Raw genomic sequence first — 11,928 nt, 5'->3', positions numbered from 1 at the left:
GGGGGGGGGGGGGGGGCGCGCGAAGCGCGGGAGCGCGCGCTGCAGGGCTGGTCGCGCCTGGTGCCCGACTCGCGCCGTGCGCCGGCCCTGCTGGAGCCGCCGCTGTCCCCGCTCACCGGCGCGCAGACCGATCTCTCGCTCTCGCGCCTCTGCAGCGCCCCGCCGGCGCAGCTCGAGGACCTGGCCCGCCAGGGTGCGCGCGCGGCGCTGTCGCTCTCGGTCGTGCGGGAAGGGCGGCTCTGGGGCGTCTTCGCCTGCCATGCCGGCCAGCCGCGCCACCTGCCGGTGGCGATGCGCGCGGCCTGCGAGATCTTCGCCCAGCTCGTCTCCCTGCAGATCGAGGCCGCCGCCCGGGTCGAGGACGACGTCGCGGCGACGCGCCTGGTCGCGACGGAGCGGCGGCTGATGGGGGCGCTGACCTGGTCGTCGGACCTGCGGGAGGGGCTGCGCGCCGCGCTGCCGGTGCTGGCCTCGGTCCTGCCCGGTGCGGGAGTCGCCCTGTTCCTGGACGACGCGCCGCATGCCGAAGGGCCGGTGCCGGCGCCCCCGGTGCTGCGCGGCCTGCGCGACGCGCTGGCCGGCGCGCCGGGCGTCGTCGCGCTGGATGCGATCGCCGATGGCTGGCCGGCGGCGGGCCCGGACCTCGCCGGGACCGGCGTGCTCCGCCTCGGCCTGCCGGGCGGAGAGACGATCCTCTGGTTCCGCAGCGGCCCCTTCGCCGGCCGCCGCTGGAGCGCGCTCGAGGTGGAAGCGGCCGAGGCGCTCCGCATCGCCCTGCTCGAGAACCAGCCGCACCGCATCGAGGAGGTGGCGCAGGCCCGCGCCGTCGCGCGCCAACGGCAGGAGACGCGGCTCGGCGAGCTCGACCATCGGGTCGAGATGCTGCTGGCCAACCTCCAGGCCCTGGCGCGGCAGGGCGAGGATGCGGCACCCGGGCTGGAGGCGCTGCTGGCCCGGCTGCATGGCCGGCTGCGCGCCTGGACGCAGGCCCATGGCCTCGCCGCGCTCGGGCGGTGGGAGGGCGTCTCGCTGCGCGGCCTGGCGGAGGAGCATCTGCGCGCGCATCTCGCCGACGGCCCGGCGGGCTGCGTCACGATCGAGGGGCCGGAGCTGCGGCTGCGGTCCCGCGCGGCGCTGGCGCTCGGCCTGGCGCTGCACGAGCTGGCCATCAACGCCGCGAAATACGGCGCGCTCTCCGTCCCGACCGGCCGCGTGCGCCTCGGCTGGCGGGCCGAGGGGGGCTGGGTCCGGCTGGACTGGGCGGAGGATGGCGGCCCGCCGGTGGCGCCACCCGCCCGCCGCGGCTTCGGCTGCATGGCGATCGAACGCGGGCTCGGCGAGGAACTCGGCGCCGACAGCCGCATCGCCTTCGTGCCGGAAGGCCTGCGCTGGCACGCGGCGATCCTGCTGGCTGCCCTCACCGAGCCTGGCGCCGGCACCGCCCCGGCCGAGCCGCCGCCCGGCCTGCAGGGCGCGCGCGTGCTGGTGGTGGAGGATTCGGTCTTCGTCGCCATGCAGATGGCCGAAGGTCTGGAGGCCGCCGGCGCCGAGGTGCTGGGGCCGGTCGCGCGCCTCGCCGAGGCCGAGGCGCTGATCGCCGAGCGCCTGCCGGATGCCGCGCTGCTCGACATCGACCTCGATGGCGTGCCGGTGTTCCCCGTGGCGGACCTGCTCACCCAGCGCGGCGTGCCCATCGTCTTCACCACCGGCTACGAGCCGCGCCTGGTGCTGCCGCCGCGCTACGCCCGCGCGGCGGTGCTGCCGAAGCCCTGCCGCGGCGACGAGGCCGCCGCCGCGGTGCGGCTCGCCGAGGCGCTGGTCGGCCTCGCGCCGCCGGCTGCGCCCCGCCCGCGCCGCACGCGGCCGCTGACCGGCTTCGCGCCGGACGTGTCCGCCCTCTACGGCGACTGACGGCACGTTGCTTGCTTGGTGCCGGCCAAAGCCGGGAGACCATCGCATGCAACGCCGCCGCCTTCTGCTCGCCGCCGCCGCCGCGCTGGCTGCGCCGCGCCTCGCCCTGGCGCAGGGCGCCTGGCCGACCCGGCCCGTGCGCATCATCAACCCCTATGCGCCGGGCGGCACCAGCGACCTGATCATCCGCCCGCTGGCCGAGCGGCTGGAGCGCGCCTTCGGCCGGCCCTTCGTCATCGAGAACAAGCCGGGCGCCGGCGGCTCGCTCGCCACCGGGGAGGCGGCGCGCGCCGCGCCCGACGGCTACACGCTGCTGATCTCCAACACCGGGCCGCTCGCCGTCGCGCCCTCGCTGTTCCCCAACCTCGCCTATGATCCCGCCCGCGCCTTCACCTGGGTCAGCATGTTCGGCGGCGCGCCGCTGGTCTGCGCGGTGAAGGGCGACAGCCCGATGCGCAGCATCGCCGACTACCGGCAGATGGCAGCCCGCCGCGCGGAGGAAGTCTCCTTCGGCTCCTCCGGCGTCGGCTCGGCGGGGCACCTGGCCGGCGTGCTGTGGTCCATGCAGGCCGATGTGAAGCTGCTGCACGTGCCCTTCCGCGGCGCGGCGGACGCGCAGCGCGCGGTGATCGCGGGCGACACCGTCTCGCTCTGGGACACCTCCGGCGCCAATGCCGCGGCGATCCGCGCGGGCAGCATCAAGGGGCTGGCGGTGTCCTCGGCCGAGCGCGTCGCCGCGCTGCCGGACGTGCCGACGCTGCGCGAGCAGGGCTTCCCCGATGCGGTCGCCACCAACTGGTTCGTGCTGGCGGCGCCCGCCGGCCTCGATCCGGCCATCGGCGCGCGCCTCAACACCGAGATCCAGGCGGCGCTGGCCGAGCCGGCGACGGTGGCGCGGCTCGAGAGCATCGGCGTGGTCTCGCTCGGCAACCGCTCGCCTGCGGAGATCGCCGGCTTCGTCGCGCAGGAAGGGGCGCGCTGGGGCGAGGTGGTCCGCGCCGCCGGCGTGCGGCCGGCCTGACCGCCGCGCCGCGGCGCGCGTTGCCGTCGGCCTCCCCTGCCGACGAGGACGGGGCGATCGCGCCCGAGGTCAGCCCTTCGTGCGGCGTTCCCTTTCGTCGAGCGCGCGCCAGAGCGTCAGCGCAAGCTGGCGCGCCGTCGTCGCATCCGCGGCCAGCCGCAGCCGGGTGCCGTCGCGGGACACCAGCTGCAATTCGCCGCCCTCCTCGCCGGTGAGCAGGGCCGCCACCATCTCGGCGGCCTGGATCGTCCCGACAGGGCCGGGGGAAATCGCTGTCGTCACGGCTGCCCTCTTGTGCCTTCCGCATGCGCTGTTCGCATACGGGCAGCTTGCGATGGCGACCTTTGACCGAGCGTAAACCCGTCAGCGTCCGTTGACGGCGAGCACCTTGCGCAGCCGTGCGAGCATCGCCTGCGCGGGCTCGCCCAGCTCGTCCTCCGGCCCCGCGACGCCCTCCACCGTGGCCAGGGCGCGGCGGCGCTCGGCCTTGTCGGGCAGCAGCTTCGGCAGGGTCTGCAGCGCCTCCTCCGGCGCCATCTCCACCACCAGCGTCTGCTCGCGGATCAGCGCCTGGCGCGCCGCGGCGGTGAGCTCCGCGAAGGGCGGCTCGCCGGTCAGCACGGCCTGGCTGCGCGCGAGGCGGGAGCGCCGGACGCCGCCGCGCGCGCGGGCCAGCAGGATCATCATGCGCACCACGGCCTCGGCGTAGCTGCCCTCCGCGATGCGGGCGAGCGCGGCGCGCACCTCGGGTGCATCGGCCAGCGCATCGGCGGTCTCGGCGGCTTCCTCCTCGGCCGTCGCCTCGGACACACCGAGGGCTGCGAGCGAGCCATAGACCGCGTGGAAGGCGGCTTCGGTCCAGGCGTCGCGCCAGTCGCGCCAGGCATCCAGCGTGCCCTCGACGCGGTCGGCCATGGCGCGCTCGACCTTGAGGAAGGGATTGTCGGCGGCGGCCGGCGCGCGCTGCGCCCGCACCCGCTCCGCCGCGCCGGCGAAGACCGCCATGAACGGATTGAGGTCGGAGACCAGCGTGCGGCGGAGGCGCAGCGGATGCATCTGCCGGCGCAGCTCCGCCGTCCGCTCCGTCGCCAGATGCCGGATCGCCGGGCCGGCCAGCAGGTCGTAGAGCGTCTGGTTGGCTGCGGCGATCTTCGCCACCGCCGGGAAGGCCTCGTTCTCCGCCTCGCCGGAGACGGCGCGGATATCGGCGATCGTGCGCGCCACCAGCTCCACCTGGTAGCCGGCGTTCGCGCCGCTGCCTTCGGTGTCGGTGATGCGCATCTCGTAGAGGCCGGGCGCCACAGCCTCGATCATCTCGAGCGTGTTGGCGATCTCGGTGTGCTCCTTGTTCGCCACCTGGCCGCTGACGAAGATGCCGAGATGGCCGATCTCGTCATGCACGAGGTAGACGATGGTCTGGCCGAGCGCCTTGATCTCCTTCTCGTCGCGATAGACATCGGCGATCCAGCGCAGCGCCTGGCCGGGCGGCGTGATGTTGTCGCCGGCCGAGGCGAAGACGACGATCGGCGACTTGATCGCGCGCATGTTGAAGGTGGCGTTCGCGCGCCCGCCGGGGCCGGCGCTGATCTCGCCGCGCGCGAAGCGGTCGCCGATGAACAGGTTCTCGACGATCCAGCGGATCTCGTCGCGGTTCATCAGGAAATAGCCGCCCCACCAGCGCTCGAATTCCAGGAAGCGGTCGGGCTCGGTATCGGCCTTCTCGTAGAGGGTCCAGTATTTCTTGAACCAGGTGTTGCCGGGCGACAGCGCCTCGAAGTTCAGCACGAGGTTGGCGCCGTCGAAGCGCCCATTGCCGAGGTCGGCCAGCAGCGCCGCCGGCCAGGACCCGCCGGCGAGCCCGCCCATGTAGCGCATCGGGTTCTTGCCCTTCTCGCCCGCCCAGTAGGAGAGCGGCGCGCCGTTCAGCACCAGCGGCCCCATCAGCTCGGGGTCGGAGGCGCCGAGCATCATCACCGCCCAGCCGCCCTGGCAGTTGCCGATGACGACAGGCTTGGGCGCCGCCGGGTGCGACTCATGCACCTTGCGGAGGAAGGCGCGCTCGGCGGCGGTGATGTCGAGGATGGTCTGGCCGGGCTCGGGGTCACGGAAGAAGATCACGAAATAAACCGGATGGCCGCGGCGCAGCGCGACGCCCACCTGACTGTCCGACTTGAAGCCGCCGATACCCGCGCCATGGCCCGCGCGCGGGTCGATGATGACGAAGGGACGCATCGCCGCATCGGTGGCGGGGTAGTTCGCCGGCGGCTTGATGCGCACCAGCGCGTAGTTGCAGCGCCGCGGCAGGGTGCGGCCGTCCAGCATCATCTCCCAGTCGAAGACCAGCACGGGCGGGCAGCCGGCCTTCTCGTGCTCGACGAAGTCGTTGCCGGCGCGGCGCATCGTGTCCCAGAACAGGATGGAGCGCTGGGTCGCGTCCACCGCGTATTCCATCGCCTCCTGCATCATGGTCAGCGGGTTGCGGCCGAACAGGCCGAGCGAGGCGGGCGCCTTGGGCGGCTTGGGGGCGAGGGTCTCGGCCTGGCGGGCGGCGACCTCGGCCAGGCTGCGCATCTGGTCGAAGGCGCGGGACATGGTCTCGGCGCCCCTGGCGAGGAATTCGCGGCCGGGGGTGGGGGGCACGGCGTTCACTTGCGGGCGATCCTGCGGCTACGGGTCATGCTGCGATGCAATATAGCGCGGAGGACTTAGCACGCAGCTTACGTCCTGCCCATCTTTTGGGCGGCCTGCCACGGCCTGTCAGAGCGGGGCGGGCGGCGTGATCCCGAAGCGTGCAGCGGCCTCCTGCAGCGAGGCCCAGACGGCAGGCGGCAGCGGGATGCCCTCCGCGGTCCGGCGCGCGAGGATGGCGTCGCCGCGCTCGCCGGGCAGGCTCAGCGCCTCCACCCCCGGCGCGCGCGGCTGCGCGGCGACGGCGGCGGCGAGGTCGGTCACGCTGCCGGCGAATTCCGCGGGATCGCCGAAGGCGGCGAGGTCGAGGGCGATGGCGACACCGTTCATGCCGTACTCCCGCTCGCCCCGCAGCGCCGGGGCGATCACCGGGTTGCCGGCCGCGAGGCTCGCCAGGCATTCGATCATCAGCGACAGGCCGGCACCCTTGTAGCCGGCCATGGGCTGCAGCGTGGCCACGGCATTCGGATCGGTGGTCGGCCGGCCCTCGGCGTCGTTGCCCCAGTCGGGCGGGATGGGGGTGCCCGCCTTGCGGGCGTTCATCACCTTGCCGAGCGCCGCCGTCGCGGTGGCGAGGTCGATCAGCAGCGGCGCGCGGCCGGCGGCCGGCATGGCGATGGCGATCGGGTTGGTCGAGACCACCGGCCCGCGGCTGCCCGGCCAGGCCATCAGCGGGATCGAGGCGGTCATCACCAGCCCCGCCATGCCCTGTTCCGCGGCGCGCAGCGCGAAATGGCCGACCGCGCCGGCATGAGTGATGTTGCGCGCCACGCACCAGCCGACATGCACGCGCCGCGCCGCCGCGATCGCCTCCTCCATCGCGCGGCGCATCGCCACCGGGCCGGGCGCGGAGCCGGCATCGAGCAGCGCGATGGCGCCCGCGGATTTCAGCAGTTGCATCTCCGCCGCGGGCCGGATGTCGCCCTTCTCGATCTGCTCGAGGTAGCGCGGGATGCGCATCACGCCGTGGCTGTCCACGCCGCGCAGATTCGCCCAGACCAGCGTCTCCGCCCAGGTCGCGGCCGCGTCGGGCGGCGTGCCGGCCGCGGCGAGGATGCGCTGCGCCAGGTCCTGCAGCGCGGCGGCGGCGATGCGTCGCGGGCCGCTCATCGGGCGGCGGCGGGGAAATGCACGTCGAGCCAGCCTTTCAGCAGCCCGGTCGTGCGCGGATTGCCGCCGGCCAGCGGGAAATGGTCGGTGCCGGTGATCAGCACGAGGTCCTTGGGCTGGCCGGCCTTCTCCCACAGGCGGATGGACTGCTCGGTCGGCGTCACCGTGTCGTCGGCGCCGTGGATGAAGAGCACGGGGCGCGGGCTGATCCAGTGCACCACGTCCTCGGCCCGAAAATCGAACATGGATTGCGCGGTGTCGGCTGAGACCTCCATCAGCGCGTTCGGCGAGAGGTTCTTGCGGAGATGCTCCTGCATCGGCACCACGTCGAAGCGCGGCACGGTCAGCGCCTCGCCGGTCTTCTCCTTGTGCAGGCGGTTGGCCTCCAGCATCGCCATGAATTTCGGCCAGGCCTCGCCTGGATGCTGGCCCCGAAACTTGCGCTCGCCATGGCCCCAGCCGCAGGAGGAGACGACGGCGGCGAAGCGCTGGTCCACCGCGCCGGCATAGCAGGCGACGGCGGCGCCGAAGCTGTGGCCGATCACCGCGATGCGCTTCGGGTCCACTTCGGGGCGCTGGCTCAGCCAGTTCAGCGCATTCTTCGCATCGGCCACCTGGTCGTGGCAGAGCACGTAGCCGCGCTTCCCCTCGCTCTTGCCGCAGCCGCGGAAGTCGAAGCGCAGCACGGCATAGCCGAAGCCCTCCAGCAGCCGCGCCATCAGCTCGGCATGGCTCTTGTCCTTGGAGCCGATGAAGCCGTGCAGGACGATGAAGGCCGGCAGCCGCTCGCCCGGACGGTGCCCGTCCGGGATGTGCAGGTCGCCGGCCAGCGTCAGGCCGTCCGAGGGGAAGGTGATCGGCGTGTCCATGCGGCGGTCTTTCGCTATGTGTCGGGCGAGGGGCCTTATGCGGTGCGCTACTGCGCCATCCGGATGCCCTGGCGCTGGATCAGGTCGCGCCAGCGCTCGATCTGCGCGGCGACGAAGGGGCGCATGTCGCCGGGGCGGCCGGCGCCGACCTCGCCATCCACCAGCTCCTCCAGCCGGCGGCGGGTGGCGGGCTCCTCGATCACCTTGGCGATCGCCTCGTGCAGCCGCTGCGCCACCGGCTCCGGCAGGCCGCGCGGCCCGGCGATGCCGGCCCAGGTCGGCGCCTCGAAGCCGGGCAGCGCGGCCTCCGCGACCGTCGGCACGTCCGGCAGCAGCTTGGAGCGCGCGGCGGAACTCACCGCCAGCGCGCGCACCGTGCCGCTGCGCACATGCGGCAGCACGCCGACGCTGGTGGTGACCATCGCCGTGATCTCCCCGGCGAGCAGCGCCGTGGTGCCGGCCGCGTCGCCGCGATAGGGCACGTGCTGCATCTGCACGCCGGCGGTCGCGTTCAGCATCTCGCCCACCAGGTGATGGGTGGAGCCGACGCCGGCCGAGCCGAAGGTCACGCGGCCGGGCTGGGCGCGCGCCGCATCGAGCAGGCCCTTGAGGTCGCGCACCGGGCTGTCGGCGCGCACCACCACGACGAAGGCGTAGCGCACTACGAGCGCGAGGAAGTCGAAGTCGTTCAGCGGATCGAAGGTCAGCCCCTGCGCGAAGGCCGCGCTGACCGCATGGCCGCCGGTGAGCAGGCCGAGCGTGTAGCCATCGGCCGGCGCCCGGGCGAGCTGGGCGGAGGCGATGTTGCCGCCGGCGCCCGGGCGGGATTCCACCACCACCGGCTGGCCCAGCGCCTCGCCCAGCGGGGTGGCGATCAGGCGGGCCAGGATGTCGGCGGTGCCGCCCGGGCCGAAGCCGTGCAGCAGGCGGATGGGGCGATCCGGCCAGGCGGCCTGCGCCCGGGTGGCGACCAAGGGCGCGGCCAGCAGGCCGAGCGTCGTGCGGCGGGTGATCATTTTCGTTCCTCCCTTCCTGTCGTTCAGACGCTGGCGGCGTCGCGGAACTCGGGCGGCGCCTGCGGGCCCCACTGGCTGCGCAGCCCCTGGCTCTTCGGCACCTTCCGCGCCGGCATCGCGGCGTTCAGCACGTCGGTGTCCGTCCAGTGCTCGTGGACGCGGCCCCAGGGGTCCTTCCAGTAGTCGAAGATCTGGCTGCCCAGCAGGTGCCGCCCGATGCCCCAGAGGTGGTGGTGCCCCTGGCTCTTCAGCCAGTCATGGCCGGCATGCAGGTCGTCGATGTCCTGCACCTCGTAGCTGATGTGGTTCAGCCCGCGCCGCGCATGGCGGCCGAACATCATGATGTGGTGGTCCACGAACTCCTCGCCGCGGTCGGCGCGGTTGAAGCTGGCCAGCAGCATCTCCGGGTCGTCCTCGGCATGCACATGCTCGGACACGACGAAGCCGAGATGGCGATGCGCCCAGGCGACCGAGGCCTCGATGTCGGGCGTGGAGAGCACCGCATGGCCCATGCGCTTCACCTGGCAGGGGCGCGGCTCGATGCGCTGGAACTCGCCGAGGCGCTGGCGCGCGGCGCCGGTGTTCATCACGCTGTGCCGCTCCGGCAGCGTCTCGACGGTGGCGACGCCATGCACCACCTCGATGGTGAAGCCGTTGTGCTCCTTCAGCCGCACCACCTGGCCGCCGCCCGGCTCGTTCAGCGGCGTCACCTCGGAAGCGCCGGCGGCGTGCTTCGCCAGGCGGTGCAGGTCGGCCTCGCTCTCGGCATGGAAGCCGATGCCGAGCACACGGTCGGGCCCGCGCTGGGTGATGTGCAGGTGATGCGCCGGCCCGGTGCCGCGCATGTAGAGCGCGTCCTCCGTGCGCACCTGCGGCAGCAGGCCGAAATCGGTCAGGAATTTCTGGGCCGCATCGAGGTCGGGCGCGCCGAGCCGGACCCAGGCGACGTCCAGCACCTTGATGATCGGGTCGCTCATGGTTGCGCCTCCTTCCTGCGCGGTGCCGGTCCCGGGCGCGGCGCGACGATGAATTGCGGGGCGTGGCGGAGCACTGTCTCCGTCGTCTCGCGCAGATGCGCGGCGAGCAGCTCGCCGGCGAGATCCGCCTTGCGGGCCAGCGCCGCCTCCTTGATCGCCTCGTGCTCCGCCCGCTTGGAGGGGCCGAGCGGGCGGTGGCGCTGGGAGATCAGGCGGTAGCGTTCCGTGTGGTCGTAGAGCCGCGCGCGCAGCCGCAGCAGCCAGCGCGAGGGACAGGCGGCGACCAGGGCGCGATGGAAGTCGCGATGCGCGGCCAGCCACTCGCTGCTGCGCGCCTTCCGCTCCTCCTTCGACAGCCGCTCGATCTTGGCCAGGCGGTGGAAGGCCAGCACCAGCCCGGCCTCCCACGCATCGTCGCCATGCCTGACCGATTCGACGATGGCGCGGCTCTCGAACTCGACATGCAGGGCGGAGACGTCGCGCAGGTCCTCGGCCGAGATCGGCGCGACACGGAAGCCGCGATTGGCATCCAGCTCCACCAGGCCCTCGGGCAGCAGGTGCGACAGCGCCTCCCGCAGCGTGCCGATGCTGGCCCGGTAGGTCTGCTGCAGGTCGGCGAAGCGCAGCCTTGCCCCGGGGGCGTAGCGCCCGTCGAGGATGTCGCCCTTGAGGCGCGAGAGCACGTCCTGGCTGACCAGGAGGGGATCCGCCTCGATCCTCGGCTGTGCTGTTGGCAAGCGTGCTTCCTCCGCCGGCGGCAGACTGCCCGCCGATCTTCGAGGAAGCAAGCATCTTCGAAAATCCGCCGCCCCTTGCCCGGGGCGGCGACGGTCATCAATCCGCCCCGTCGGCGCCCACGAAATGCTCGAGCCGCACCACATGCGTGTCGGAGACGAACATCACGCCCGAGCCCTTCTCGAACAGCGGCTTCAGGCCGGAGGCGACCTTGCGGATCACCGCCTCGGAGCCGACCGCCATGAACATCACGATGCTCGCCCGGTCGTTCCACAGCAGGCGGCCTTCGTGGAAGCCGTGATGGCCCTGGCCGGCGACGTCGCGGAACAGCGTCCAGCCGGTGCAGCCCGCGCGTTCCAGCAATTCGCGCACGAAGGCCTGCTTCTCGCCGGGCAGGATGATCTCGATCTTCTTCAGCGCGTGGAAGACGAGTTCGTCCGAGGTCTGCATGGGGTGCGCTCCGTCAGGCGGCGATCAGGGCAGGGGCGGGGGCGGCCGGCGCGGGCGTCTCGTCGCGCCAGCTGCCGTCGCGGTTGCGGCGCAGGAAGCGGCCGGTCTCGGGGTCGGCGACCAGCAGCGCGACCCAGCCATTGCCGAACAGCGTCTGGAGGATGCGGTGCTTGGCGATCAGCCCCTCCACGCGGGCCAGCGGGGCGCGCACCACGGCGAGCAGCCGCAGCGGCTCGTGATAGGCGACGCCGTCTGCCGACTGCACGGATTGCGCCGGCAGGCCGGTCATAAGGTCGCTGGCATTGCCCTGCATCACGCCGAAGCCGCCGACCACGTTGTGCGTCACCTTCGATCCCGCGCCGAACACGCCGTTGTCCACGGTGGAGAAATAGTACTGCGTGTTGATCCACTGCGCGACCACCAGCGGCGCGGTCAGGATCACCTCCAGCGCCGCGCCCTCGGCATCCGCCCGCCAGTCGTAGGAATGCAGGAAGCAGCGGCCTTCCAGATCCAGCGCGCGGGTGAAGCCGCGGTCGGCGACGATGAAGCCGGCATTGCGCGCCAGCGCCCATTCGGGGCGAGTCTCCGACCAGTCCGCGGCGCGGCGCTCGGCATCGGCCAGCGCCTGCGTCGCGGCGCCGCCGGGCAGGCGCGCGATGCGCTCGGCCGCGGAGGCGGCGCGGGCGGCCGCCAGGTCGTCCTGCAGCCGGGCCAGGGTCGCGGCGTGCGCGGCGGCGCGGTCGGTGTCCCAGAGCGTGACGGCGTCCGTGGTGGTGTCGTGCTCGGCGGCGAGGAACACCGTCGCGGCCGGGATGGCGATGCCGCGCGCGGCCAGCCCCTCGCGTACCGCCGGCTCGTTGAGGATCGCGGCCATGATGCGGGCATTCGGCCCGCCGCGGTTGCCGCCGCAGGCGCCGCAATCGAGGCCGGCCGCGAAGGGGTTGTTCACCGCCTGCCCGCCATGGCCGCACAGCACGACCACCGGCGCGAACCCCGCCGTCAGCCCCATGATGCGCAGCGCGCCTTCCGCCGTGGCCACCTGCTCGGCCGGGCTGAGCCCCGTCGGCTGGCCGGCGCCGTCGTCGCCCGCCCGCGCGCAGCGCGGCGCCCTCGCCGCCGGGGGGGGCCGCCCCGCGGCCCCCCCCCCCCCC

11 protein-coding genes are annotated in these 11,928 nt (G+C 73.5%); 2 read left to right on the top strand and 9 right to left on the bottom strand.

The features are described 5' to 3' along the window. Together AC1MIR_RS21765 and AC1MIR_RS21760 are read left to right on the top strand one after the other, a co-directional pair. A partial coding sequence (locus AC1MIR_RS21765; RefSeq protein WP_480030284.1) for an HWE histidine kinase domain-containing protein occupies positions 1–1,911 on the top strand: 1,911 nt, incomplete at its 5' end. A gap of 46 nt (positions 1,912–1,957) precedes the next feature. Beyond that, on the top strand, positions 1,958–2,932 hold the full coding sequence (locus AC1MIR_RS21760) for a Bug family tripartite tricarboxylate transporter substrate binding protein (RefSeq protein WP_480030283.1): 975 nt from the start codon (positions 1,958–1,960) through the stop codon (positions 2,930–2,932). A gap of 69 nt (positions 2,933–3,001) precedes the next feature. Here AC1MIR_RS21760 and AC1MIR_RS21755 read toward each other — a convergent pair whose 3' ends face one another. From AC1MIR_RS21755 to AC1MIR_RS21715, 9 genes are all read right to left on the bottom strand, one after another. After that, positions 3,002–3,214 carry a hypothetical protein gene (locus AC1MIR_RS21755; RefSeq protein WP_480030282.1) on the bottom strand — a complete coding sequence of 71 codons (213 nt, stop codon included), beginning with the start codon at positions 3,212–3,214 and terminating at the stop codon, positions 3,002–3,004. A gap of 81 nt (positions 3,215–3,295) precedes the next feature. Continuing rightward, on the bottom strand, positions 3,296–5,581 hold the full coding sequence (locus tag AC1MIR_RS21750) for a DUF3141 domain-containing protein (RefSeq protein WP_480030281.1): 2,286 nt from the start codon (positions 5,579–5,581) through the stop codon (positions 3,296–3,298). Between the two features lie 108 nt (positions 5,582–5,689). Continuing rightward, the gene (locus tag AC1MIR_RS21745; RefSeq protein ID WP_480030280.1) at positions 5,690–6,730 is read right to left on the bottom strand and encodes an Ldh family oxidoreductase; all 1,041 of its coding nucleotides are present in this window, start codon (positions 6,728–6,730) and stop codon (positions 5,690–5,692) included. Further along, a complete protein-coding gene (locus AC1MIR_RS21740) occupies positions 6,727–7,599 on the bottom strand; it encodes an alpha/beta hydrolase (protein ID WP_480030279.1) in 873 nt (290 codons plus the stop codon). Before AC1MIR_RS21740 ends, AC1MIR_RS21745 begins: the two co-directional genes overlap by 4 nt. A 47-nt stretch (positions 7,600–7,646) precedes the next feature. After that, positions 7,647–8,615, bottom strand: coding sequence for a Bug family tripartite tricarboxylate transporter substrate binding protein (locus tag AC1MIR_RS21735; protein WP_480030278.1), 969 nt, complete (start codon positions 8,613–8,615; stop codon positions 7,647–7,649). Between the two features lie 23 nt (positions 8,616–8,638). Next, positions 8,639–9,592 (bottom strand): VOC family protein, encoded by a 954-nt coding sequence (locus AC1MIR_RS21730; protein ID WP_480030277.1) that lies wholly within the window; start codon positions 9,590–9,592, stop codon positions 8,639–8,641. Then, positions 9,589–10,329 carry an FCD domain-containing protein gene (locus AC1MIR_RS21725; RefSeq protein ID WP_480030276.1) on the bottom strand — a complete coding sequence of 247 codons (741 nt, stop codon included), beginning with the start codon at positions 10,327–10,329 and terminating at the stop codon, positions 9,589–9,591. Before AC1MIR_RS21725 ends, AC1MIR_RS21730 begins: the two co-directional genes overlap by 4 nt. A 97-nt stretch (positions 10,330–10,426) precedes the next feature. Then, on the bottom strand, positions 10,427–10,777 hold the full coding sequence (locus tag AC1MIR_RS21720) for a P-II family nitrogen regulator (protein ID WP_480030275.1): 351 nt from the start codon (positions 10,775–10,777) through the stop codon (positions 10,427–10,429). Between the two features lie 13 nt (positions 10,778–10,790). Further along, positions 10,791–11,928, bottom strand: a 1,138-nt coding sequence (locus tag AC1MIR_RS21715; protein WP_480030274.1) for a putative inorganic carbon transporter subunit DabA, incomplete at its 5' end; no start/stop codon positions are given.

It is taken from the genome of Falsiroseomonas sp. RANM36, from assembly GCF_056682175.1.
Note: the sequence above shows the minus strand (reverse complement) of the source record. Positions and strands in the feature narration are given on the sequence as shown.